Consider the following 22,192-nt stretch of genomic DNA (forward strand, 5'->3'; position numbering starts at 1 on the left):
CGCTAGCCCTTTTCGAGATCGTCATGATCGACATCGGCCCTCTCCGGGTCTGCCTCGGCCACGGCCTTCGCCAGCGTGGCGGGCGTGGCTCCCGCCGCCACCACGGGGCGACGAAACCCCAGCGTGCCGGCCAGTGTAGCCAACCGGGTACTGGACACGATTAGCGGTTGGTGCAAGGCGGCGCGCGAGCACCATCTTGCCAGATGTTCGAGGATTTCTCCGCTGGTCACCACCAGGGCGCGATAGTCGCCCGTGGCGAGCCGGCCGGCGAACGCCGCGTCGGGGTCGAGCAGGCGGCGGCGATAGAGCGCCAGCCGGGTCAGTCGCCCCCCCCTTTCGGCGAGCGTCTCGCCGAGCAGCGCCCGGCCGCCCTCGCCCGCCGCCAGCAGCACCTTCTGCTCGTCGAGTCGCGCGAGCGACCCCAGGCCGAGCAGCGCCTCGCTGGTATCGCCGCCGCCGGCCGGCGGCACATGCACGCGCACGCCCAGCTCGCGGTGCAGCACCTCGGCGGTGGCCGCGCCCACGGCATAGTAGTCGATGCCCACCGGCAGCTGCGGCCAGTAGCGGTCCAGCGCCTCGGCCAGGCATTCGGCGGCGAAGGGACTGACCACCACCACCCGCCGGAACTGATCGAAGTCCAGCCAGGCGGCCCGCTGCTCGGCGGTTTCCGGCAGAGCCTCTAGGGCCATGGCCTCGCCGTGCTCGACGGCGAAGCCCCGCGAGGCGATGGCCTCGGCCAGCGCCGCGGCCCGGGGGCCGGGGCGACAGATCAGCACCGGCGCGCTCGCCATCAGCCGGCGCCGTAGACCTCGGCGAGGATGTCGCCGGCGCCCATCTCGAGCAACTCCTCGGCGACGCGGATGCCGAGCGCCTCGGGCTCGTGGATCGAACCGCGGCCCTCGGCGCGCAGCACCTCGGTGCCCTCGGGGTTGCCGACCAGGGCGCGCAGCCACAGGGTCTGGCCGTCGTCCTCGAACACCGCATGGCCGCCGATCGGCACCTGGCAGCCGCCCTCGAGGCGGGTGTTCATGGCGCGCTCGGCGCGCACTCGGGTGGCGGTGGCCGGATCGTCCAGCGGCGCCAGCAGCGAGATCAGCTCGGCGTCGTGCATGCGGCACTCGATGCCCAGCGCGCCCTGGCCGCAGGCCGGCAGGCAGACCTCCGGTGGCAGCTCCATGGTGATGCGGTCGCCGAGCCCCAGGCGCTTGAGCCCAGAGGTGGCCAGCAGGATGGCGTCGAACTCGCCGTCGTCGAGCTTGCCGAGGCGGGTCTGGACGTTGCCGCGCAGGCTCAGCACCTCGAGGTCGGGGCGCGCCTCGCGCATCTGCAGGCCGCGGCGCAGGCTGGAAGTGCCGACGCGCGCGCCTTCGGGCAGTTCGTCCAGCGAGGCGTAGTGGTTGGAGACGAAGGCATCGGTGGGCTCGGCGCCCTCGAGGATCACCGACAGCCCCAGGCTCTCGGGGAAATGCATCGGCACGTCCTTCATGGAATGCACCGCGATGTCGGCGCGGCCGTCGAGCATCGCCTCCTCGAGTTCCTTGACGAACAGCCCCTTGCCGCCGACCTTGGCCAGCGGCGTGTCGAGGATCTTGTCGCCGCGGGTGGACATCGGCACCAGCTCCACCTTGAGCTCGGGGTGCGTCGCCATCAGGCGGTCACGGACGTATTCGGCCTGCCACAGGGCCAGCTGGCTCTTGCGGGTGGCGATACGCAACGTTGTCATGGCTTGCACAGGCTTCTCTCCGTCCCGGTTCATAGCGCCGGCGCCTCCCATCGCGCGGGCGCCCGGTGATCTCTGATATCACTTCATCATAAAGGACCCGGCAGGCCAGGAAAATCGCCGCCCCGCCAGGACCGCCTTCCGATCGTCGCCGCCAGGCATGCGCGGGGCGCCGGGGCGACGGCCGGGGAAGCGCCCGCCCCCCTCGCCTGACCCGCGGACTCTGGTACACTTTCCGCCATGTCAAGCCGGCACGGCCCGCCGCTCGCCGCCTCCCTCTTACCGTCATGCAGGATGCCAGCCCGATGAGCCAAACCCCGACGAACGATAGCACCAACCAGTCCTGGGGCGGCCGCTTCAGCGAGCCCACCGACGCCTTCGTCGCCCGCTTCACCGCCTCGGTCGGCTTCGACCAGCGTCTGGCCCACCACGACATCCAGGGCTCGCGCGCCCACGCCACCATGCTGGCACGGGTCGGGGTGCTCACCGAGGACGAGCGCGACGCCATCCTGGCAGGCCTCGACGAGGTCCAGGCGGAGATCGAGGCCGGCACCTTCGAGTGGTCGGTGGACCTCGAGGACGTGCACATGAACATCGAGGCGCGGCTCACCGACAAGATCGGCATCACCGGCAAGAAGCTGCACACCGGCCGTTCGCGCAACGATCAGGTGGCCACCGACATCCGCCTGTTCCTGCGCGACGAGATCGATACCGTGGCCGCCGAACTCGCCCGCCTGCGCCAGGGACTGATCGCGCTGGCCGACCGCGAGGCCGACACCATCATGCCCGGCTTCACCCACCTGCAGACCGCGCAGCCGGTGACCTTCGGCCACCATCTGCTGGCCTGGCAGGAGATGCTCGCCCGCGACCACGAACGCCTGCTCGACTGCCGCAAGCGGGTCAACGTGCTGCCGCTGGGCGCCGCCGCCCTGGCCGGCACCACCTACCCGATCGACCGCCACGTGACCGCCGAGCTGCTGGGCTTCGACCGCCCCGCCGAGAACAGCCTCGACGCCGTCAGCGACCGCGACTTCGCCATCGAGTTCACCGCCTTCGCCAGCACCCTGCTGATGCACCTGTCGCGCATGAGCGAGGAACTGGTGCTGTGGACCAGCGCCCAGTTCGACTTCATCGACCTGCCCGACCGCTTCTGCACCGGCTCCTCGATCATGCCGCAGAAGAAGAACCCGGACGTGCCCGAGCTGGTGCGCGGCAAGACCGGCCGCGTCTACGGCCACCTGATGGGCATGCTGACGCTGATGAAGTCCCAGCCACTGGCCTACAACAAGGATAACCAGGAGGACAAGGAGCCGCTGTTCGACGCCGTGACCACCGTGCAGGACTGCCTCAAGGCGTTCGCCGACATGGTGCCGGCCATCGAGGCCAAGGCCGACAGCATGCGCGAGGCCGCGCGCAAGGGCTTCTCCACCGCCACCGACCTGGCGGACTACCTGGTGTGCCGCGGCGTGGCCTTCCGCGACGCCCACGAGATCGTCGGCCAGTCCGTGGCCTACGGACTGCGAGAGGGCAAGGACCTCTCCGACATGAGCCTCGAGGAGCTGCGCCAGTTCTCCGACGTCATCGAGCAGGACGTGTTCGAGGTGCTGACCCTCGAGGGCTCGGTGGCCGCCCGCAATCACATCGGCGGCACCGCCCCGGACCAGGTACGCGCCGCCGCCCAGCGGGCCCGCGAGGCCCTGGCCGCGCTGACCGCTGCCGACACCCGGGGAGGCGAGGGCTGATGCGCCGCCTCGCTCCCCTCGCCCTGCTGACGCTCGCCCTGCTGACGCTCGCCCTGCTGGCCGGCTGCGGCCAGAAGGGCCCGCTCTACCTGCCCGGCGACGAGGCCGCCGCGGAGCGCTACGCGCCCCAGAATGACCCGCAGGACGACGCCCAAGGCAACGACGATGCCCAGGGCGACGACGCCAACGCCGACGACACACGCAGCGCCGAGGAAGACTGATGGACCATTTCGAATATCGCGACGGCGTGCTCCACGCGGAAGACGTGGCCCTGCCGCGCCTGGCCGAGGAATTCGGCACGCCCTGCTACGTCTATTCCAAGGCCACCCTGGCGCGTCACTTCCGCGCCTACACCGAGGCCCTGGGCAGCCACCCGCACCTGATCTGCTACGCGGTGAAGGCCAACTCCAACCTGGCGGTGCTCAACCTGCTGGCGCGGCTCGGTGCCGGCTTCGACATCGTCTCGGTGGGCGAGCTGGAGCGGGTGCTGGTGGCCGGCGGCGATCCGGCCAGGATCGTGTTCTCCGGCGTGGCCAAGGAGGAGAACGAGCTCGAGCGCGCGCTGTCGGTGGGCATCAAGTGCTTCAACGTCGAGTCGCGGGCCGAGCTTGAGCGCCTCGAGGCCGTGGCTCGGGGCATGGACAAGGTCGCCCCGGTCTCGCTGCGGGTCAATCCCGACGTCGACGCCGGCACCCACCCCTACATCTCCACCGGGCTCAAGGACAACAAGTTCGGCATCCCGGTGGACGAGGCCTACGAGGTCTACCGCCAGGCCGCCGCCATGGAACACGTCCGGGTGGCCGGGCTGGACTGCCACATCGGCTCCCAGCTCACCGACACCACGCCCTTCCTCGACGCCCTCGATCGCCTGCTGGTGCTGCTCGAGAAGCTGCGCGAGGACGGCATCGAGATCGAGCATCTGGACCTTGGAGGCGGCCTCGGCGTGACCTACCAGGACGAGCGCCCGCCGCAGCCGTTCGACTACGCCTCCGCGCTGCTCGAGCGGCTGTCGTGCTGGCCGGGCAGCGAGCGCCTGACCCTGCTGTTCGAGCCGGGCCGCTCGATCGCCGCCAATGCCGGCGTGCTGCTGACCCGCGTCGAGTTCCTCAAGCCCGGCGAGACCAAGAACTTCGCCATCGTCGACGCGGCCATGAACGACCTGATCCGGCCCTCGCTGTACCAGGCCTGGCAGGCGATCCTGGCGGTCGACACCACCGGCGAGCGCGCCAGCGACACCTACGACGTGGTCGGCCCGGTGTGCGAGACCGGCGACTTCCTCGGCAAGGACCGCGAGCTGGCCATCGCCCCGGGCGACCTGCTGGCGGTGCGCTCCGCCGGCGCCTACGGCTTCGTCATGGCCTCCAACTACAACAGCCGCCCGCGCCCGGCCGAGGTCATGGTCGACGGCGATCGCGCCCACCTGGTGCGCCGCCGCGAGCGCCTCGAGGACCTGTGGGCCGGCGAAGCGGTGCTGCCGGACGACAGCGCGGAGACGCCTTGATGCTGCTGCAGTTCACCAAGATGCACGGGCTGGGCAACGACTTCATGGTGGTCGACCTGATCAGCCAGCGGGCGCGGCTGCGCGACGAACAGATCCGCGCCCTGGCCGACCGCCGCTTCGGCATCGGCTTCGACCAGCTGCTGGTGGTCGAGCCGCCGCGCGACCCCGACATGGACTTCCGCTACCGGATCTACAACGCCGACGGCAGCGAGGTGGAGAACTGCGGCAACGGTGCCCGCTGCTTCGCCCGCTTCGTGCGTGACCAGCGCCTGACCCACAAGCACGAGATCCGCGTCGAGACCGCCGGCGGCCCCCTGACCCTGGTGGTCGAGGAGGACGAGCGGGTGCGCGTCGACATGGGCACCCCGCGCTTCACCCCCGAGGCGCTGCCCTTCGAGGCCGACGAGGATCGCCCGCGACACGCGCTCACCGTCGAGGGCGAGACCCTCGAGGTCGGCGTGGTATCAATGGGCAATCCTCACGCGGTGCTGCGGGTGGACGACGTCGACGGCGCCCCGGTGGAGCGCCTGGGCCCGCTCATCGAGCATCACCCGCGCTTCCCGAAACGGGTCAACGCCGGCTTCATGCAGGTCGTGTCGCCGCATGACATCAGGCTGAGGGTGTACGAGCGCGGCAGCGGCGAGACCCTGGCCTGCGGCACCGGCGCCTGCGCCGCGGTGGCCACCGGCATCCGCCTGGGCTGGCTCGAGAGCCCGGTCACCGTGCACCTGCCCGGCGGCGACCTGGAGATCGCCTGGTCCGGCGACGACGCCCACCTGACCATGACCGGACCCGCCACGCGGGTCTTCGAGGGACGCGTGCCCCTGGCATAAAGACCGACAACACCGCGCGCCCAACGCAGAGGAGAGATCGCCCATGAGCCAAGCCGCCCCCGAGCCGCGCAAGACCCTGGACCCCGACGTCGTCGCCCAGTGGCTGGCCCGCCATCCGGACTTCTTCGTCGGCCGCGAGGGCCTGCTGCAGCAGCTCCGGGTGCCGCATCCCGAGGCCCGGGGCGCCACCTCCCTGCTGGAACGCCTGGTGCACGACCTGCGCGGCCGCGCCGAGCAGGCCGAAAACCGGCTCGAGCAGCTGCTCGAGTCGGCCCGCCACAACGAGGCCCAGTACCGGCGCACCCGCGAGCTGGTGCTGGCGCTGCTCGAGGCCGAGGACGGCGACGCCCTCGGCCAGGCGCTGGCGACCCAGTTCAGCGAACGCTTCCAGACCCCGGCGCTGGCGCTGTGGTGCCCGGCCTCGCTCACCGACGACGAGCCGACCCCGCCCCAGGCCCCCCGCCAGGTGCTCGACGATCACGCGACCCGGCGCCTCAATGCGCTGCTCGACGGCCGCACCAGCCGCTGTGTACGGCTCACGCCCGGCGACTGGAAGCGCCTGCTGCCCCATGCGCCGGCGCCCGAACAGGCCGGCTCCTGCGCCCTGGCGCGGCTGACACTGGGCGAGCCCATGGGCTACCTGGTGCTGGCCAGCCCCGCCCCGGACCACTTCCGCGCCAGCATGGACACCCTGTTCACCGAGTACGTCGGTGACGTGGTCGCCCGCCTGCTGGTGCGGCTGGCACCCGCCCGCCATGGCTGACGACACCCTGCTGGCGCGTCAGGTCGAGGCCTGCCTCGCCGAGCTCGCCCGCACCGCGAGCCCGGCCACGGTGAGCGCCTACCGGCAGGACCTGGCGGCGCTGACCGACTTCCTCGACGCCCAGGGCGTGGACGACGGCGGCGCGCTGGACGTGGCCCTGATGCGGCGCTTCCTCGGCGGCGAGCGGGCCCGCGGCCTGGCACCGCGCAGCCTGGCCCGCCGCCGTGCCGCCGTGGCGCGCTTCGCCGAATGGCTGCGCCGCGACGGCCGGCTGGCCCACAACCCGACTGAACTGGTGCGCACGCCCAAGGCGCCCAAGGACCTGCCGCGCCCAGTGGACGTGGACGCCCTCGCGCGCTTCCTCGACACGCCCCACGACGGCTCGCCGCTGGCGGTGCGTGACCAGGCCATGCTCGAGCTGTTCTACTCCAGCGGGCTACGCCTGGCCGAACTGGCGGCGCTGGACCTGAGCGACCTTCAGCCCCAGCGGGTGCGGGTGCTGGGCAAGGGCGGCAAGCCGCGTCAGGTGCCGGTGGGCGGACGCGCCCGCCAGGCCCTGGACGCCTGGCTAAGCGTGCGCGGCGCCCTGGCGGGCGACGGCGAGAGCGCGCTGTTCGTCGGCGCCCGCGGCCGTCGCCTCGGCCATCGGGCGATCCAGCAGCGCCTGGCCCAGCTGGCGCGGCGACGCGGCCTGGACGAGCACCTGCATCCGCACCGCCTGCGCCATTCCTTCGCCAGCCACCTGCTCGAATCCAGCCAGGACCTGCGCGCGGTCCAGGAACTCCTGGGCCATGCCCACCTGTCTACCACTCAGGTCTACACCCGGCTGGACTGGCAGCATCTGGCCACCGGGTACGACGCCGCACATCCCCGGGCGCGACGCCGCCCCGACGACAGCGACACTTCCCCATGACCCGACGCCCTCTCCACCACCCCGGCCACCACCCCGGCCAGCGCCCGCTACAGGCCCTGACCTTCGATCTCGACGACACCCTGTGGGACAACCAGGGCGTGATGGCCCTCACCGAGGACGGCCACTACGCCTGGCTCGACGAGTCTCTCGCCGCCTGGCTCGCCGAACGCGGCGAGCACGCCCTGGGCCGCTTCGCCGAGCGGCAGCCGATCGAGGCCTACCAGCGCCGCCGGCGCGAGCTGGCTGAGCGCCATCCGCTGCGGCGTGGCGACTTCACCTGGATTCGCGAGCAGGCGCTGTGTGCACTGCTGGAGGAATTCGGCCTGCCGCGCTCGGCGGCCTGGATGTGGGCGCTGGCGGCCATGGAACACTTCCATCACCTGCGCCTGCGCGTCTCGCCCTATCCGGAGGTGGAGCCGATGCTCGAGGACCTGCGCAGCCGCTACCGGCTGGCCTCGATCACCAACGGCAACCTGGCCTTCCACCGGCTCGAGCTGTCGCGCCACTTCGAGGTCTCGATCGCCGCCGGCGAGATGCACGCCCCCAAGCCGGACCCGCGCTGCTTCCTGATGACGCTGGCCAAGCTCGGCACCACGCCCGAGCGGGCGATGCATATCGGCGATTCCTGGCAGGAGGACATCCTGCCGGCGGTGCGGCTGGGCATGCAGGCGGCCTGGATCGCCGGCGACACGCCCCACGGCGAGGCGATGCCCGCCGGCGTGCACCGGCTCTCGCATATCCGCGAGCTGCCGGCGCTGCTGGAGAGGCTGGGGCGAGCGTGATCCGCGTGGGAAATGGGAACCCCGAGGAAAAACGCGGCGAGCGACGGCCAGGGCTATGTCCGCTCCCGGCGGACATACGCATTTCCCACCTCCCTGTGGGTCAAGGCAACCGACGCCGCAGAAGCGGAGTTTACGAGCAGTCAATGAGCATTCTAAGGCGGCGGTTAACGCCGCCTGGCCGAGCGCAGTCCGTTTTTACCGGGGTTCGGCCAAGAGCCAGTCGTCGAGGCGCTGATGCACCTCCTCGATGCCGTCCTTCTTGAGCGACGAGAACAGCTGCACGGTCACCAGATCCTCCCACTCGCGCAGCCGCGAGCGCACCTGCTGCAGGGCGTTCTTGGCAGCGCCACGCTTCAGCTTGTCGGCCTTGGTCAGCAGGATATGCACCGGCATGTCGGCCTCGTCGGCCCAGCCGAGCAGGGTCTGGTCGAACTCGGTGAGCGGATGGCGCACGTCCATCAGCAGCACCAGCCCCCGCAGCGAGGCACGCCGGCGCAGGTAGTCGGAGAGGTGACGCTGCCACTCCAGCTTCACCTGCTCGGGGACCTTGGCATAGCCGTAGCCCGGCAGGTCGACCAGGCGATGCTCGTCGCCCTCGTCCAGCGAGAAGAAATTGATCAGCTGAGTACGGCCCGGGGTCTTGGAGGTGCGCGCCAGCGCCTTCTGGCGCGTCAGGGCGTTGATGGCGCTGGACTTGCCGGCGTTGGAACGGCCGGCGAAGGCGACCTCGGCCCCGGCATCGGCGGGACATTTCGCCAGCGTCGGCGCACTGGTGATGAAGCTGGCTGCCTGATAATTGAGGCGCGACATGGCGGGGTTCCTGACGTCGATCAAGGGCGTCGCGGGTTGCATTTCCGCGATTCCGGTGTTCCTTTTATACTGCAGTCGATTTTGTCTGCGGCCGGGGGCGGCAGTATACACCGTGCACCCAACGCCAGCGACAGGCGACCCCGCCCGCTCCACTCCAAAACGGCAGTGTGGATTCGCGATGAGAAAGCTTCTGGCAAGCCTGGCCATTACCCTGGGCGCCTCCGGCGCCACCCATGCCGCGTCCCTGGCCGACGCCGACGCCGCCGCGGGTCGCGACAAGGCCGCGGCCTGCGCCGCCTGCCACGGCCAGGACGGTATCGGCATCACCCCGGCCTTTCCCAACCTGGCAGGCCAGCAGGCCTCCTATCTGGCCAAGCAGATCATGGACATCCGCGATGGCAACCGCCAGGTGCCGCAGATGGTTGGCCAGGTGGACGGTTTCTCCGATCAGGACGCCTGGGACGTGGCCGCCTACTATGCCGGCATGGAGCCGGCGCTGGGCCAGGCCGACCCCGATCCCGCCCTGGTCGAGCGCGGCCGCGAGCTGTACCGCGCCGGCGACATGGAGAAAGGCCTGCCGGCCTGCGCGGCCTGCCACACCCCGACCGGCGCGGGCATCGGCAGCGCCGGCTACCCGGCCCTCTCGGGCCAGCAGCGCGACTATGTCGTCACCACCCTGCAGGCCTTCGCCGCCGGCGAGCGCGCCAACGATCCAAGCGCTATCATGCGCGACATCGCGGCCAAGATGAGCGAGCGCGACATGGAGGCGGTCGCCAACTACGTGCACGGGCTGCACTGAGCCTGGCCGCGTCGAGACCGCCGGCGCCAGGGAACCCCTGGCCCGGCGGCGACTCCAAGGTCGCGAACGCCGTTCTCGAACGACGGCGCCAGGCACACGTCATATCAAGGAGAGACTCCCCGAATGCTCAAGTCACTGATGGTCGCCGTGGCCGGCCTCGGCCTGTCCACTTTCGCCTCCGCCGCGCCGGTCGCCGGCCAGGACTACACCGTGCTCGACGAGCCGGTCCAGACCCAGGTCGCCGACGGCAAGATCGAGGTCACCGAGGCCTTCTGGTACGGCTGCCCGCACTGTTACGCCCTGGAAGACAGCCTCAACGCCTGGGTCGACGAACTGCCCGAGGACGTCGAGTTCCAGCGCATGCCGGCCACCATGGGCGGCGCCTGGAACCGCCACGCCACCGCCTTCTATGCGGCGCAGCAGCTGGGCATTCAGCAGCAGATGCACAGCGATTTCTTCGACGCCATCCACGAGCAGGGCGCCCAGCTGACCGACAGCGAGGACATCGCGGCCTTCTTCAGCCAGTACGGGGTCAGCGAGGACGAGGCCCTCGACGCCCTGGACGCCTTCGGCGTGAAGTCCCAGGTCAACCGCGCCCATGCGCGGATGCGCAGCATGAAGCTGATGGGCGTGCCGGCGCTGATCGTCGACGGCCGCTTCGTGGTCAGCCCGAGCACCGCCGGCAGCCTCGACAACATGCCGCAGATCGCCGGCGCCCTGGTCGACCAGGTGCGCGAGGAGCGGGCCGAATAACATGACCCATCCGGCCGAGGACAGGGGCCTGGCCCTGCAGGGGAAGCCCCTGAAGCTGCTGACCTTCAACCTGCAGGTGGGCATCCAGACCTCGGCCTACCATCACTACCTGACCCGGGGCTGGCAGCACCTGCTGCCCCACCCCCGCCGCGGCGAGCGCCTCGACGCCATGGGCGAGGTGCTCGGCGGCTTCGACATCGTCGGCCTGCAGGAGGTGGACGGCGGCAGCTTCCGTTCCGGCCACGTCAATCAGGTCGAATACCTGGCCAGCCACGCCGGCTTCCCCCACCACTACCAGCAGCTGAACCGCAACCTGGGTCGCGTGGCCCAGCACAGCAACGGCCTGCTGTCGAAGCTGACCCCGGCGCGCATCGAGGAGCACCGCCTGCCCGGCACCCTGCCCGGCCGCGGCGCCATCCACGCCCGCTTCGGCGACGGCCCCGACGCCCTGCACGTGTTCGTCGCCCACCTGGCACTGAGCCATCGCGGCCGCGTGCGCCAGCTCGACTACCTCAGCGAGCTGATCCAGCCCCTGCGCCACGTGGTGGTGATGGGCGACCTCAACTGCACGCCGGACCAGATCCACGCCCATTCGCGCTTCCGCGAGGCCCTGCCGCTGCATCCGGTGCGCCCACCGCTGAGCTATCCCTCCTGGCAGCCCCGCCGCGCCCTGGATCACATCCTGCTCTCCGACTCCCTGGAGGCCGACCGGGTCGAGGTGCTGGAGCACCTGTTCTCCGACCACCTGCCGGTGGCGATCGAGATCCAGCTGCCCGACGCCTGCCGCACCAGCCTGGGCCGCGCCTAGCGCCCCGGCATCGGGACAGGGGTAAGACCAATGTCCCACCCGGCCTTCTGACAGGCGTTGACCAATTCCCGTATAGTCGGCTGGGCCGTTTCAACGCACGGCGCTAATATCTCGACATCCTTGCAACCTCGAGCGATCGCCCATGCCTTCCACCCACGAGCTCCCGAGCCTCCTGGCCCGGCTCGACCGCTTCTCCGAGTGGCTCGGCCGCGGCCTGTCCTGGCTGATCCTGCTGATGATGCTGGTCCAGTTCCTGATCGTGGTGCTGCGCTATGCCTTCAGCATCAACAGCATCCCCATGCAGGAATCGGTGATGTACATGCACGCCACGGTGTTCATGCTGGCCGCCGGCTACACTCTGCGCCACGGCGGCCACGTACGGGTGGACATCTTCTATCGGGCCATGACGGCGAAGCGCAAGGCGCTGGTCGATCTGCTGGGCACGCTGTTCCTGCTGCTGCCCTTCATGACCTTCGTGATCCTGTCCAGCCTGGGCTACGTCAGCAAGTCCTGGGCGATCCTCGAGACCTCGCCGGACACCGGCGGCATCCCCGGCATCTTCCTGCTCAAGACCCTGATCCCGGTGTTCGCCGGGCTGATGATCCTGCAGGGCCTGGTCGAGGCCTCGCGTAACCTGCTGATCCTGATCGGCCGCATCGATCCCGAGGCCGACGTCCCCGACCACCACGAGGAGCACCTGTGATGCTGGAGTTCATGCCACTGGTGCTGTTCGCCGTGATCTGCACCGTCCTGATGTTCGGCTACCCGGTCGCCCTGTCGCTGGCCGGCACCGCCCTGGCCTTCGCCGGCCTGGGCTTCGGCCTCGAGGCGCTGGGCGTCGACGCCAACTTCGACGGCGGCTACCTGGCCGCCTTCCCCAACCGCCTCTACGGCATCATGAGCAACCAGACGCTGCTGGCGGTGCCGCTGTTCGTGCTGATGGGGGTGCTGCTGGAGAAATCCCGGGTCGCGGAGACGCTGCTCGAGGCCATGGCGTTGCTGTTCGGCTCGCTGCGCGGCGGCCTCGGCATCTCGGTGACCGTGGTCGGCATGCTGCTGGCCGCCTCCACCGGCATCGTCGGCGCCACCGTGGTCACCATGGGCCTGATGTCGCTGCCGACCATGCTCAAGCGCGGCTACAGCATGCCGCTGGCCACCGGCACCATCTGCGCCACCGGCACCCTGGGCCAGATCATCCCGCCTTCCATCGCCCTGGTGCTGCTGGGCGACGTGCTGTCCTCCGCCTACCAGCAGGCCCAGCTGTCGATGGGCATCTTCAGTCCCAAGACCGTCTCGGTGGGTGACCTGTTCATGGGCGCGCTGGTGCCCGGCCTGATCCTGGTGGGGCTGTATATCGTCTACGTCGCCGTGACCGCCTGGATCAAGCCCGCCTCCGCCCCGGCCGTCGATCGCCGCGACCTGATGGAGGAGCTCGGCCACCAGGGCGGCCTCGGCCTGCTGCTGCTCAAGGGGCTGGTGCCGCCGATCGTGCTGATCGTGGTGGTGCTGGGCTCGATCCTCGGCGGTTTCGCCACGCCCACCGAGGCCTCCGCGGTTGGCGCCTTCGGCGCGCTGGTGCTGGCCCTGGCCTATCGCCGCCTGGACATGGCCACCCTCAAGGAGGTGCTGCGCTCCACCGTGGACGTCACCACCATGGTGTTCCTGATCCTGATCGGCGCGGCGCTGTTCTCGCTGGTGTTCCGCGCCTACGGCGGCGAGGAGCTGGTCACCCACCTGTTCGAGAGCATGCCCGGCGGCGTGGTCGGCGCCACCATCATCGTGATGCTGGTGATCTTCCTGCTCGGCTTCATCCTCGACTTCATCGAGATCACCTTCGTGGTGGTGCCGATCGTCGGCCCGATCCTGCTGGCCATGGGCCTCGACCCGGTGTGGCTGGGCATCATGATCGCCATCAACCTGCAGACCTCGTTCCTGACGCCGCCGTTCGGCTTCGCGCTGTTCTACCTGCGCGGGGTGGCCCCGGATTCGGTGCCGACCTCGGCCATCTACCGCGGCGTGATGCCGTTCATCGCCCTGCAGCTGGCGATGCTCATCGCGCTGTCGTTCTTCCCGCAGCTGGCCACCTGGTTGCCGCAGCAGTTCTAGCGGCACCGGCCCCAGCGCAGCGTTGGCGCCCCGTGGACGAGACGCGGGCGCCGACGACTACAGTGTCGGAAGCGACTCACCGTCCTTCCCACGACGGCTCGGCCCGGCCGAGCCTTGTGCAAGCCCTGCCCTGCCGGAATCCCCGGTTCAACAACGCCACAACAGATCTAGGGAGCAAGCATGCAACGCACGTCACTCGCCAACGCCATTACCCTCGCCGGTGCCGCCACCGGCCTACTGCTCGTCGGAGCCCAGGCTCAGGCCCAGGAGACCTTCGAGTGGAAGATGGTGACCTCCTGGCCGAAGAACTTCCCCGGCGTCGGCCAGGGCCCCGAGCGCCTCGCCGAGCTGGTCGACCAGATGTCCGACGGCCGGCTGACCATCGAGGTGTTCGGCGCCGGCCAGCTGGTGCCGGGTTTCGAGGTCTTCGACGCCGTGTCCGAGGGTACCGCCGAGCTGGGCCACTCCGCCTCCTACTACTGGAAGGGCAAGGCGCCGGCGGCCCAGTTCTTCGCCGCCGTGCCGTTCGGCATGAACGCCCAGGAGATGAACGCCTGGCTGCACTACGGCGGCGGCCTGGAGCTGTGGAACGAGCTCTACGAGCCGTTCGGGGTCGACGTCATGGCCGCCGGTGCCTCCGGCGTGCAGATGGGCGGCTGGTACAACGAGGAGATCAACTCGGTCGACGATCTCGACGGCCTGAAGATGCGCATGCCGGGCCTGGGCGGCGAGGTCATGAACCGCATGGGCGTGGCGATCGTCAACATGCCCGGCGGCGAGATCTTCACCTCGCTGCAGTCCGGCGCCATCGATGCCACCGAGTGGATCGGCCCCTACAACGACCTGGCCTTCGGCCTCCACCAGGCCGCGGACTACTACTACTATCCGGGCTGGCACGAGCCGACCGTGATGTTCGAGGCGATCGTCAACGACGAGGCCATGGCATCGCTGCCGGATGATCTCCAGGCGATCCTGCGCACCGCCATCCGCGACGTGAACGCCGACGTGCTGGACGAGTACACCGCCCGCAACAACGACGCCCTGGAGACGCTGATCAACGAGCACGACGTCGAGCTTCGCCGTCTGCCGGACGACGTGCTGGCCCAGGCCAAGGAGCACTCCGCGGACGTGGTCGCCGAGCTGGCCGAGTCCAGCGAGATGGCCGGCAAGATCTACGAGTCCTACCGTGCCTTCCAGGAGAAGGTGGAGAACTACCACGCCATCTCCGAGCAGGCCTACTACAACGCCCGCAACCCGGAAGGCGACACCACCAGCGCGGAGTAAGGCCGCCGGCCCGGTCACCATCACGGCGACCGGGCGCATCAGACGGGCTGATCCGGCGACAGGTCTGCGAGGGGCGCTGTAAACCCGTCCATGGGCGCTAACTTTTGCCCTGCGACGCTCTCGCATCCTGCTTCGCTTGCAAGACCGGTGCTGGCCATCCGTGGCCAGCCCGTTCGGCGAGGCTCGCCTCACCCATGGCAAAAACCCCCTCTACGACCTGTCCCCGGCGCCCGTCCTGATGACACCTCTTCCCAGCAGGGCGGCCTTCGGGCGGCCCTGCTGCGTTTGAAGGGTCCAGACTATCCGCAGTAGGACGCCAGCCAGGCCTCGGCCATCGCCAGCACCAGCGCATAGCGCCCGCCCTTGGCGACCAGGATCCACAGCGTGGCCCGCCACCAGGGCAGTCGGAAGATGCCTGCCAGCACGGTCAGCGGATCGCCGATCACCGGCGCCCACGAGAGCAGCAGGCTGGCCTCGCCGAAGCGCCGGTAGCCGCGCTCCGCCCGCGCCAGGCCCCGCGGCGAGACCGGGAACCAGCGGCGATCCTGAAAGTGCCGGGCATAGCGGCCCAGCGCCACGTTGATCAGGCTGCCCAGCACGTTGCCCGCGGTTGCCGCCGCCCACAGCGCCGGCAGCGCCCCGCCCTGGCACCACTGCCGGGCCAGCCATGCCTCGGAGCCGCCCGGCAGCAGGGTGGCACTGGCCAGGGCGATCATAAAGAGGCTCAGCATGGCCGCCTGCCCGGCCGCTGGCGTATGCTAGGCGCCGGATTCACGCCACGAGACGACATACGATGTCCTCCATTCCCCATACGCTTACCATCGCCGGCTCCGACCCCTCCGGCGGCGCGGGCCTGCAGGGCGACCTCAAGACGCTCTCGGCGCTGGGCACCTACGCCACCAACGTCATCACCGCGGTGATCGCCCAGAACACCCGGGGCGTGGCCGCCGTCCACCCGGTGCCGGCGACGGTGATCGGCGAGCAGCTCGAGAACCTGCTCGACGACGTGCGCATCGACGCGGTGAAGATCGGCATGGTCGCCGACCGAGCCGTGGCCGAGACACTGGCCGAGGTGCTCGGCCGCCGCCGCCCGCGCTGGATCGTACTCGACCCGGTGATGGTGGCCAAGAGCGGCGACATCCTGGTCGACGCCGCCGGCATCGCCGCGGTGCGCGACGTGCTGGTGCCGCTGGCCGATGTCATCACGCCCAACCTGCCCGAGGCCGCGGTGCTGCTCGACGCCGAGACGCCGCGCAGCCCGGACGCCATGGAGGCCATGCTGCCCGCCCTGCAGGCCCTCGAGGCGCCCTACGTGCTGCTCAAGGGCGGCCACCTGAGCGGCGCGACCTGCCCCGACCTGCTGGCCACGCCCGAACGCAGCCAGTGGCTGCCGGCGCCGCGCATCGCCACCGAGAACCTGCACGGCACCGGCTGTGCGCTGTCCTCGGCCATCGCCGCGCAGCTCGCGCATCTCCCGCCCGGCGCCGACGGCGACGCCATCGTCGGCGCCATCGGCGAGGCCAAGCGCTGGCTGCATGCCGCCCTCGATGCCAGCCCGCAGCTGACGGTGGGCCAGGGCCGCGGGCCGGTGCATCACTTCCACGCCCTGTGGTAACGAGGCGCAACCGGGCAGTACCGAAAAACCCAGCTTGCAGGGGCGGCGGCAGCCACCCATCCTGAAACGGTCATCTTCCGGCCGTACGAGGGTTGTGCCATGTCCCGCACCCTGCTGTTCGCCTGCGATCTCTCCGCCGAGAACCGCGCCGCCTTCGCCCGCGCCATCCGGCTGGCGAACGAGACCGGCGCCCGGCTCGACGTCGTCCACGTGCTCGACCCCTACCTGCCCCGGCGGGTCCTGCACGACCTCGAGGAAGCCGTGGTGGCGGACATCGCCGCCACCCTCACCGACATCCGCGAGGATTACGCCCTCGCCGAGCCGGCCAACCTGATCCAGACCGTGGCCGGCGCGCCCTACGCCGAGATCATCCGCGAGGCCCACGAGCGCGAGGCCGACATGATCATCCTCGGCGCCCACCGCAAGCGCGGCCAGCCGGACCTGGTCACCGGCACCACCCTGGCCCGAGTGCTACGCGGCGCGCCCTGTCCGGTGCTCTCGGTGAGCCACCCCGCCACCCAGTCGTGGCAGGACATCCTGGTGCCGGTCGACTTCTCGCTGACCTGCCGCCGCACCCTGCGCGAGACCCTCAAGCGCTTCCCCGAGAGCCGGCTGACCCTGCTGCACGCCTGGAACATCCCCGGCGAGCGGGAGCTGGGCTCGTCGAGCGACTACGCCCGCTGGCGCGACCGTGAGGTCGCCACGCTGCGCCGCCACCTGGAGCAGGAGACCGAGCAGCTGATGGGCGAATTGGAGCGCGTGCCCGAAGTGGAGCTGGAGCTCGAACAGGGCGACCCGCTGGACGTGCTGCTGACTCGCCTGCGCCGCCAGCCGCCCCAGCTGCTGGCGCTGGGCAGCCGCGGCCAGCTCGGCCGCCAGAGCCAGATCACCGAGCGACTCCTGGCCGAGCCGCACTGCGACGTCATGCTGTGCCGCAGCTGGTAACGGCCTCACGCGAAGGGCCATAGTTATACAGAACCATTACAGAAGAGCGGTGTCGGTATGAGCGACAGCCACTCTGGAGGATGTCTTCATGCCGATGCTGCGCCTGCCCTTCGCCGCCCTCATGTTTGCCCTGGCGCTGGCCACGGGCCTTGCCGCCATGCCCGCCGGCGCGGAGGTGGTGGTCAAGAACGCCCGCTTCGCCGCCGTCCAGCAGGTCGATGGGCGCCCCTTCCGGATGATCGGCCACGGGCTGTTCCGCTACATGATCTGGGACGCCTACGCCGGCGCCTACTACCAGGCCGAAGGCTTTCCACGGCCCGCGCCCCAGTCGGGCAACGTGCCGCGGCGCCTGGAACTCGAGTACTTCCACGCCATCGAGGCCGGCGACTTCGCCGAGGTCACCCGCGATACCCTCCGCGACCAGCTCGGCGCGGCCGACTTCCGATCGCTCGAGCCGGCGCTGTCGGCCTTCAACGCCCGCTACCGCGACGTCTCGCCGGGCGACCGCTACGCCCTGACCTGGGACGGCGAGACCCTGAGCCTGGCCCTGAACGGCGAGTCGCTCTATGCGCGGCCAGAGCCGGCGCTGGCCGATGCCCTGTTCGGCATCTGGCTCGGCGAGGCGCCGCTGGGCGACGGCTTCCGGGACGACCTGCTGGGGCGCTGACCGCCGGCGTGCTAGGCTGCCGGCTTTTGCCAGCCGCCGAGGGCGGGAAGAAGAAGGAAGGCACCATGAAAGCCCTGATCCAGCGCGTTCGCCACGCCAGCGTCACCGTCGACGACCGCGAGACCGGCGCCATCGACCACGGCCTGCTGGCGCTGATCGGCGTCGAGAAGGGGGATGACGAGCAGAGCGTCGAGCGGCTGCTGCACAAGCTGCTGCACTACCGGGTGTTTTCCGACCCGGACGGCAAGATGAACCTCAACCTGCAGCAGGCCGAGGGCAGCCTGCTGCTGGTGTCGCAGTTCACCCTGGCCGCCGACACCCGCAAGGGGCTGCGCCCTGGCTTCTCCAGCGCCGCGCCGCCCGCCGAGGGCCAGCGGCTGTTCGAGGCGCTGGTCGAGCGCGCCCGGGCCGCCTGGCCGAAGGTCGCCACCGGCGAGTTCGGCGCCGACATGCAGGTGGCGCTGGTCAACGACGGTCCGGTGACCTTCCTGCTCGAGAGCTGAACCGGCGCCTCAGGTCGCCTCGCGCAGCTCCGCTTCCATCGCCTCCAGCGATTCCTCCGCCGCCAGCCAGGCCTGCTCCAGCTCGCCGAGCCGCGACGCCAGCTCGGCCTGCTCGGCGAGCCGCTGGGAGAGTTCGTCCTTGCGCGCCTCGTCGGTGTAGAGCTCGGCGTCGCCCAGGGCGTCCTCCACCTTGCCGAGCGAGGCCTGCACCTTCTCCATCTCGCGCTCGGCGCGATCGCGCTCGCGCTTGAGCGGGCGCAGCTTCTCGCGCAGCTCGGCGGCGGCGCGACGCGCGGCCTTGCGATCCTCCTTCGGCGCCTCGGCGGCCTCCTGACGCTCGACCTTCTGGGCCCGGGCCTCGCGGCGCTCGTTCTCGAGCCGCGTCTTGAGCCAGGCGCGATAGTCGTCGAGGTCGCCGTCGAAGGGCGTGACCCGGTGGTCGGCGACCCGCCAGAACTCGTCCACGGTGGCGCGCAGCAGGTGGCGATCGTGGGAGACCACGATCACCGTGCCCTCGAAGCTGGCCAGCGCCTCGGTGAGCGCCTCGCGCATCTCCAGGTCCAGGTGGTTGGTCGGCTCGTCGAGCAGCAGCAGGTTGGGCTTCTGCCAGGCCACCAGCGCCAGCGCCAGCCGCGCCTTCTCGCCGCCGGAGAAGCGCCCCACCTCGGCGAAGGCGTCGTCGCCCTTGAAGCCGAAGCCGCCCAGGAAGTTGCGGATGTCCAGATCCGCGGCCCGCGGCGACAGCCGCTGCACGTGGATGAAGGGCGTGGCCGAGAGGTCGAGCCCCTCGAGCTGATGCTGGGCGAAGTAGCCGATGGCCAGGTGCTCGCCGGGCACCCGACGCCCGCCGAGCAGCGGCAGCTCGCCGGTCAGCGACTTGATCAGCGTCGACTTGCCGGCGCCGTTGGGGCCGAGCAGGCCGATGCGCTGCCCCGGCTGCAGGGTCATGTCGACGCCCTCGAGCTGGACGGTCTCGCCGCCCTCGCCGCGATAGCCGAGCCGCGCCTCGTCCAGCACCAGCAGCGGGTGCGAGGTGCGGTCGGCGGACGGCAGCGTGAAGTGGAAGGGCGAATCGACGTGGGCCACGGCGATCTCGCCCATGCGCTCGAGCATCTTCAGCCGGCTCTGGGCCTGGCGGGCCTTGGTGGCCTTGTAGCGGAAGCGGGCCACGAAGCGCTCGATCTCCTCCTTGCGCGCCTGCTGCTTGGCCGCCTCGGCCTGCTGCAGGGCCAGCTTCTCGGCACGGGTGCGCTCGAAGGTGGAGTAGTTGCCGCGATACAGCACCAGCGAGCGGCGATCGAAGTGCACGATGTGATCGCACACGGCGTCCAGGAAGTCGCGGTCGTGGGAGATCAGCAGCAGGGTGCCCGGATAGCGGGTCAGCCACTGCTCGAGCCACAGCAGGGCGTCGAGGTCCAGGTGGTTGGTGGGCTCGTCGAGCAGCAGCAGGTCGGAGGGCATGAACAGGGTGCGCGCCAGGTTCACGCGCATCCGCCAGCCGCCGGAGAAGTCCGACAGCGGCCGCGCGAGGTCGCCCTGGTCGAAGTCGAGCCCGACCAGCAGCTGGGCGGCCCGGGCCGGGGCGCTGTAGCCGTCCAGCGCCTCGATGGTGCCGTGCAGCTCCGCCTCGCGGTGGGCGTCGCCCTTGTGCTGGGCCCTGGCCAGCGCGGCTTCCGCCTCGCGCAGGGCCCGGTCGCCGTCGAGCACGTAGTCCTGGATGCTGCGGTCGAGGGCCTCGACCTCCTGGGCCATGTGGGCGATGCGCTGGCCGCCGCTCATCTCGAGCTCGCCGCGATCGGGGGCGAACTCGCCGCGCAGCAGGCCGAACAGGCTCGACTTGCCGGCGCCGTTGGGCCCGACGATGCCCGCCTTGTGGCCGGCGTGCAGGGTCAGGTCGGCGTCCTCGAGCAGCGCTTGGGTGCCGCGTTGCAGGGAAACTTGGCGCAGTGCAATCATGAAGGCTCCACAGGAAGGCATAGGGCCGCCGCCGTGACGACAGCCGAATCATGACGCCCGATTCTACCGAATTGCCGGCCGCTCTGCGGGCCCGGCTCGCCGCCGATCCGCTATGGGACGTCGCCCTGGCGCTCTACGCCCGCCCCGGCGCGGAAGCCGCCTGCCTGCACCTGCAGGACGACGCTGGCGTCGAGGTGATCGAGCTGCTGTGGCGGCTGTGGCTGTTCCGCCACGGGCTGGCCGCCGGCCCGATGCCCGATGCGGTGGCCCGCTGGCAGGCCGAGGTGACCGCGCCGCTGCGCCGGCTGCGCCGCTCGCTCAAGGCCGAGGCCGCCGAGCGCGAGAGCGTCGCCTCGCTGCGCCAGCGGATCAAGGCCTGCGAGCTCGACGCCGAGCGTGAGGCCCTGGCGCGGCTGGAAGCGCATAGCCTCGACGACAACGCCACTCATCGGCCTCTATCACCCAGTGATGACCTGCGAGATGCACTGCCTTTTTATTCCCGACTGACAAAACCGTCTCATCTTGCGGCGCTAGGAAGGTTGAATGACCAACTTGACCCTTCATGATCGCCCCACTAGCCTGAACAAACACTGCAAAAACAAAACGTTCTTTTCGTTAGCAATATCATCGTGATGTTGCTGGCAGAACCTGCAGAGGAAGCGCATCAATGAAGTCACAAAAGCTGCTGGCCACCGCGGGCATCGGTGCCCTGATGCTGGGCATGTCGACGTCCGCCTTCTCGGACAACTGGCGCTACGCTCACGAGGAGTACGAGGGCGACGTACAGGACGTCTTCGCCCAGGAATTCAAGCGCTACGTGGAGGAGAATTCCGACCACAACGTGCAAGTCTATCGCTTCGGTGAGCTCGGCGAGTCCGACGACATCATGGAGCAGACCCAGAACGGCATCCTGCAGTTCGTGGACCAGTCCCCCGGCTTCACCGGCGCCCTGATCCCGGCGGCCCAGATTTTCTTCATTCCGTATCTGATGCCGACCGACATGGACACCGTGCTCGAGTTCTTCGACGAGAGCAAGGCCATCAACGAGATGTTCCCCGAGCTCTACGCCGAGCACGGCCTGAAGCTGCTGCAGATGTTCCCCGAGGGGGAAATGGTGGTCACCGCCGACGAGCCGATCACCGAGCCCGCGGACTTCGACAACAAGAAGATCCGGGTGATGACCAATCCGCTGCTCGCCGAGACCTACAACGCCTTCGGCGCCACCCCGACCCCGCTGCCCTGGGGCGAGGTGTACGGCGGCCTGCAGACCGGCATCATCGACGGCCAGGAGAACCCGATCTTCTGGATCGAGTCCGGCGGCCTCTACGAGGTGTCTCCGAACCTGACCTTCACCGGTCACGGCTGGTTCACCACCGCCATGATGGCCAACCAGGACTTCTACGAAGGCCTGTCCGACGAGGACAAGCAGCTGGTGCAGGACGCCACCGACGCGGCCTATGACCACACCATCGAGCACATCCAGGGCCTCGCCGAGGACTCGCTCGACAAGATCATGGAAGCCTGCGACGAGTGCACCGTGACGCGCCTGAACGACGAGCAGATCGCCACCTTCAAGGAGCGCGCGCCCCAGGTCGAGGACGCCTTCCTCGAGATGACCGGCGAGGACGGCGCCGCGCTGCTCGAGCAGTTCAAGGCCGACCTCGAGGCCGTGCAGCAAGCCGAGGAGTGATC

Annotated in this window: 23 protein-coding genes and 1 pseudogene; 19 read left to right on the forward strand and 5 right to left on the reverse strand. The window is 70.0% G+C overall.

Annotated elements, in window-relative coordinates; translation table 11 throughout:
* Window positions 1-2 precede the first annotated feature (2 nt).
* Window positions 3-791: a uroporphyrinogen-III synthase gene (locus QWG60_RS15915; RefSeq protein WP_046079334.1), complete on the reverse strand. Its 789-nt coding sequence runs from the start codon at window positions 789-791 to the stop codon at window positions 3-5.
* Window positions 791-1,723 carry a hydroxymethylbilane synthase gene (gene hemC, locus QWG60_RS15920; RefSeq protein WP_379826101.1) on the reverse strand — a complete coding sequence of 311 codons (933 nt, stop codon included), beginning with the start codon at window positions 1,721-1,723 and terminating at the stop codon, window positions 791-793. Before hemC ends, QWG60_RS15915 begins: the two co-directional genes overlap by 1 nt.
* Before the next feature lie 302 nt (window positions 1,724-2,025).
* Here hemC and argH point away from each other — a divergent pair, with 302 nt between their 5' ends.
* The 7 genes and pseudogenes from argH to QWG60_RS15955 all read left to right on the forward strand — a co-directional run bounded on the left by argH (window position 2,026) and on the right by QWG60_RS15955 (window position 8,254).
* Entirely contained in the window at window positions 2,026-3,462 is a 1,437-nt protein-coding gene (gene argH / locus QWG60_RS15925; protein ID WP_035599857.1) for an argininosuccinate lyase, read from the forward strand.
* Window positions 3,462-3,581: pseudogene (lptM, locus tag QWG60_RS16840) on the forward strand (LPS translocon maturation chaperone LptM); the annotation flags it as partial. The gene argH and the pseudogene lptM, both read left to right, overlap by 1 nt.
* 101 nt (window positions 3,582-3,682) lie before the next feature.
* Window positions 3,683-4,963, forward strand: a complete 1,281-nt coding sequence (gene lysA / locus QWG60_RS15935; protein WP_107182169.1) for a diaminopimelate decarboxylase — start codon at window positions 3,683-3,685, stop codon at window positions 4,961-4,963.
* The gene (gene dapF, locus QWG60_RS15940; RefSeq protein WP_046079329.1) at window positions 4,963-5,796 is read left to right on the forward strand and encodes a diaminopimelate epimerase; all 834 of its coding nucleotides are present in this window, start codon (window positions 4,963-4,965) and stop codon (window positions 5,794-5,796) included. Before lysA ends, dapF begins: the two co-directional genes overlap by 1 nt.
* Window positions 5,797-5,839: 43 nt before the next feature.
* Window positions 5,840-6,559: a DUF484 family protein gene (locus tag QWG60_RS15945; protein WP_146909379.1), complete on the forward strand. Its 720-nt coding sequence runs from the start codon at window positions 5,840-5,842 to the stop codon at window positions 6,557-6,559.
* The gene (locus QWG60_RS15950) at window positions 6,552-7,472 is read left to right on the forward strand and encodes a tyrosine recombinase XerC (protein ID WP_046078790.1); all 921 of its coding nucleotides are present in this window, start codon (window positions 6,552-6,554) and stop codon (window positions 7,470-7,472) included. The genes QWG60_RS15945 and QWG60_RS15950 overlap by 8 nt, the downstream gene beginning before the upstream one ends.
* On the forward strand, window positions 7,469-8,254 hold the full coding sequence (locus tag QWG60_RS15955) for an HAD family hydrolase (protein ID WP_146909381.1): 786 nt from the start codon (window positions 7,469-7,471) through the stop codon (window positions 8,252-8,254). The genes QWG60_RS15950 and QWG60_RS15955 overlap by 4 nt, the downstream gene beginning before the upstream one ends.
* A 195-nt stretch (window positions 8,255-8,449) precedes the next feature.
* On the opposite strand, the gene yihA is transcribed toward QWG60_RS15955, so the two are convergent.
* Entirely contained in the window at window positions 8,450-9,064 is a 615-nt protein-coding gene (gene yihA, locus QWG60_RS15960) for a ribosome biogenesis GTP-binding protein YihA/YsxC (protein ID WP_046078792.1), read from the reverse strand.
* Window positions 9,065-9,242: 178 nt separating this feature from the next.
* Here yihA and QWG60_RS15965 point away from each other — a divergent pair, with 178 nt between their 5' ends.
* The 6 genes from QWG60_RS15965 (at window position 9,243) to QWG60_RS15990 (ending at window position 14,814) form a co-directional block, all read left to right on the forward strand.
* Window positions 9,243-9,863: a c-type cytochrome gene (locus QWG60_RS15965; RefSeq protein WP_046078793.1), complete on the forward strand. Its 621-nt coding sequence runs from the start codon at window positions 9,243-9,245 to the stop codon at window positions 9,861-9,863.
* Between the two features lie 123 nt (window positions 9,864-9,986).
* Window positions 9,987-10,616 carry a thiol:disulfide interchange protein DsbA/DsbL gene (locus QWG60_RS15970; RefSeq protein WP_035595074.1) on the forward strand — a complete coding sequence of 210 codons (630 nt, stop codon included), beginning with the start codon at window positions 9,987-9,989 and terminating at the stop codon, window positions 10,614-10,616.
* Window position 10,617: 1 nt separating this feature from the next.
* Window positions 10,618-11,424, forward strand: coding sequence for an endonuclease/exonuclease/phosphatase family protein (locus QWG60_RS15975; RefSeq protein WP_107182173.1), 807 nt, complete (start codon window positions 10,618-10,620; stop codon window positions 11,422-11,424).
* 142 nt (window positions 11,425-11,566) lie between these two features.
* Window positions 11,567-12,127: a TRAP transporter small permease subunit gene (locus tag QWG60_RS15980; RefSeq protein WP_035595067.1), complete on the forward strand. Its 561-nt coding sequence runs from the start codon at window positions 11,567-11,569 to the stop codon at window positions 12,125-12,127.
* Entirely contained in the window at window positions 12,127-13,530 is a 1,404-nt protein-coding gene (locus QWG60_RS15985; RefSeq protein ID WP_046078794.1) for a TRAP transporter large permease, read from the forward strand. Before QWG60_RS15980 ends, QWG60_RS15985 begins: the two co-directional genes overlap by 1 nt.
* Before the next feature lie 180 nt (window positions 13,531-13,710).
* Window positions 13,711-14,814: a TRAP transporter substrate-binding protein gene (locus QWG60_RS15990; RefSeq protein ID WP_046078795.1), complete on the forward strand. Its 1,104-nt coding sequence runs from the start codon at window positions 13,711-13,713 to the stop codon at window positions 14,812-14,814.
* A gap of 299 nt (window positions 14,815-15,113) precedes the next feature.
* On the opposite strand, the gene QWG60_RS15995 is transcribed toward QWG60_RS15990, so the two are convergent.
* A complete protein-coding gene (locus QWG60_RS15995; protein ID WP_046078796.1) occupies window positions 15,114-15,545 on the reverse strand; it encodes a YqaA family protein in 432 nt (143 codons plus the stop codon).
* Between the two features lie 62 nt (window positions 15,546-15,607).
* On the opposite strand from QWG60_RS15995, the gene thiD reads away from it, so the two are divergent.
* The 4 genes from thiD (at window position 15,608) to dtd (ending at window position 18,544) form a co-directional block, all read left to right on the forward strand.
* Window positions 15,608-16,429 carry a bifunctional hydroxymethylpyrimidine kinase/phosphomethylpyrimidine kinase gene (gene thiD / locus QWG60_RS16000; RefSeq protein WP_035595052.1) on the forward strand — a complete coding sequence of 274 codons (822 nt, stop codon included), beginning with the start codon at window positions 15,608-15,610 and terminating at the stop codon, window positions 16,427-16,429.
* Between the two features lie 99 nt (window positions 16,430-16,528).
* Window positions 16,529-17,374 (forward strand): universal stress protein, encoded by an 846-nt coding sequence (locus QWG60_RS16005; RefSeq protein WP_107182175.1) that lies wholly within the window; start codon window positions 16,529-16,531, stop codon window positions 17,372-17,374.
* An 88-nt stretch (window positions 17,375-17,462) separates the two neighbouring features.
* Window positions 17,463-18,041: a chalcone isomerase family protein gene (locus QWG60_RS16010; RefSeq protein ID WP_035595050.1), complete on the forward strand. Its 579-nt coding sequence runs from the start codon at window positions 17,463-17,465 to the stop codon at window positions 18,039-18,041.
* A gap of 65 nt (window positions 18,042-18,106) precedes the next feature.
* Complete coding sequence (gene dtd, locus QWG60_RS16015; protein ID WP_046078799.1) at window positions 18,107-18,544, forward strand: D-aminoacyl-tRNA deacylase; 438 nt, start codon at window positions 18,107-18,109, stop codon at window positions 18,542-18,544.
* A gap of 9 nt (window positions 18,545-18,553) precedes the next feature.
* Here the strand turns inward: dtd and QWG60_RS16020 are convergent, their stop codons facing one another.
* Window positions 18,554-20,500, reverse strand: a complete 1,947-nt coding sequence (locus QWG60_RS16020; protein WP_146909384.1) for an ABC-F family ATP-binding cassette domain-containing protein — start codon at window positions 20,498-20,500, stop codon at window positions 18,554-18,556.
* A 50-nt stretch (window positions 20,501-20,550) separates the two neighbouring features.
* Here QWG60_RS16020 and QWG60_RS16025 point away from each other — a divergent pair, with 50 nt between their 5' ends.
* Window positions 20,551-21,066, forward strand: a complete 516-nt coding sequence (locus QWG60_RS16025) for a TIGR02444 family protein (RefSeq protein ID WP_146909386.1) — start codon at window positions 20,551-20,553, stop codon at window positions 21,064-21,066.
* 101 nt (window positions 21,067-21,167) lie between these two features.
* Window positions 21,168-22,190, forward strand: coding sequence for a TRAP transporter substrate-binding protein (locus QWG60_RS16030; protein WP_046078801.1), 1,023 nt, complete (start codon window positions 21,168-21,170; stop codon window positions 22,188-22,190).
* Window positions 22,191-22,192 lie beyond the last annotated feature (2 nt).

This window comes from Halomonas halophila (assembly GCF_030406665.1).
Taxonomy (GTDB): Bacteria; Pseudomonadota; Gammaproteobacteria; order Pseudomonadales; family Halomonadaceae; genus Halomonas; species Halomonas halophila.

Bases quoted from the DNA above. Each gene is read 5' to 3' on its own strand.
- QWG60_RS15975 (WP_107182173.1), top strand. From the start codon at position 10,618: ATGACCCATCCGGCCGAGGACAGGGGCCTGGCCCTGCAGGGGAAGCCC.
- lysA (WP_107182169.1), top strand. From the start codon at position 3,683: ATGGACCATTTCGAATATCGCGACGGCGTGCTCCACGCGGAAGACGTG.
- QWG60_RS16020 (WP_146909384.1), bottom strand. From the start codon at position 20,500: ATGATTGCACTGCGCCAAGTTTCCCTGCAACGCGGCACCCAAGCGCTG.
- thiD (WP_035595052.1), top strand. From the start codon at position 15,608: ATGTCCTCCATTCCCCATACGCTTACCATCGCCGGCTCCGACCCCTCC.
- QWG60_RS16025 (WP_146909386.1), top strand. From the start codon at position 20,551: ATGACGCCCGATTCTACCGAATTGCCGGCCGCTCTGCGGGCCCGGCTC.
- QWG60_RS15915 (WP_046079334.1), bottom strand. From the start codon at position 791: ATGGCGAGCGCGCCGGTGCTGATCTGTCGCCCCGGCCCCCGGGCCGCG.
- QWG60_RS15965 (WP_046078793.1), top strand. From the start codon at position 9,243: ATGAGAAAGCTTCTGGCAAGCCTGGCCATTACCCTGGGCGCCTCCGGC.
- yihA (WP_046078792.1), bottom strand. From the start codon at position 9,064: ATGTCGCGCCTCAATTATCAGGCAGCCAGCTTCATCACCAGTGCGCCG.
- argH (WP_035599857.1), top strand. From the start codon at position 2,026: ATGAGCCAAACCCCGACGAACGATAGCACCAACCAGTCCTGGGGCGGC.
- dtd (WP_046078799.1), top strand. From the start codon at position 18,107: ATGAAAGCCCTGATCCAGCGCGTTCGCCACGCCAGCGTCACCGTCGAC.
- QWG60_RS16005 (WP_107182175.1), top strand. From the start codon at position 16,529: ATGTCCCGCACCCTGCTGTTCGCCTGCGATCTCTCCGCCGAGAACCGC.
- QWG60_RS15985 (WP_046078794.1), top strand. From the start codon at position 12,127: ATGCTGGAGTTCATGCCACTGGTGCTGTTCGCCGTGATCTGCACCGTC.
- QWG60_RS15955 (WP_146909381.1), top strand. From the start codon at position 7,469: ATGACCCGACGCCCTCTCCACCACCCCGGCCACCACCCCGGCCAGCGC.
- QWG60_RS15995 (WP_046078796.1), bottom strand. From the start codon at position 15,545: ATGCTGAGCCTCTTTATGATCGCCCTGGCCAGTGCCACCCTGCTGCCG.
- hemC (WP_379826101.1), bottom strand. From the start codon at position 1,723: ATGACAACGTTGCGTATCGCCACCCGCAAGAGCCAGCTGGCCCTGTGG.
- QWG60_RS15970 (WP_035595074.1), top strand. From the start codon at position 9,987: ATGCTCAAGTCACTGATGGTCGCCGTGGCCGGCCTCGGCCTGTCCACT.
- dapF (WP_046079329.1), top strand. From the start codon at position 4,963: ATGCTGCTGCAGTTCACCAAGATGCACGGGCTGGGCAACGACTTCATG.
- QWG60_RS15945 (WP_146909379.1), top strand. From the start codon at position 5,840: ATGAGCCAAGCCGCCCCCGAGCCGCGCAAGACCCTGGACCCCGACGTC.
- QWG60_RS15980 (WP_035595067.1), top strand. From the start codon at position 11,567: ATGCCTTCCACCCACGAGCTCCCGAGCCTCCTGGCCCGGCTCGACCGC.
- QWG60_RS16010 (WP_035595050.1), top strand. From the start codon at position 17,463: ATGCCGATGCTGCGCCTGCCCTTCGCCGCCCTCATGTTTGCCCTGGCG.
- QWG60_RS16030 (WP_046078801.1), top strand. From the start codon at position 21,168: ATGAAGTCACAAAAGCTGCTGGCCACCGCGGGCATCGGTGCCCTGATG.
- QWG60_RS15990 (WP_046078795.1), top strand. From the start codon at position 13,711: ATGCAACGCACGTCACTCGCCAACGCCATTACCCTCGCCGGTGCCGCC.
- QWG60_RS15950 (WP_046078790.1), top strand. From the start codon at position 6,552: ATGGCTGACGACACCCTGCTGGCGCGTCAGGTCGAGGCCTGCCTCGCC.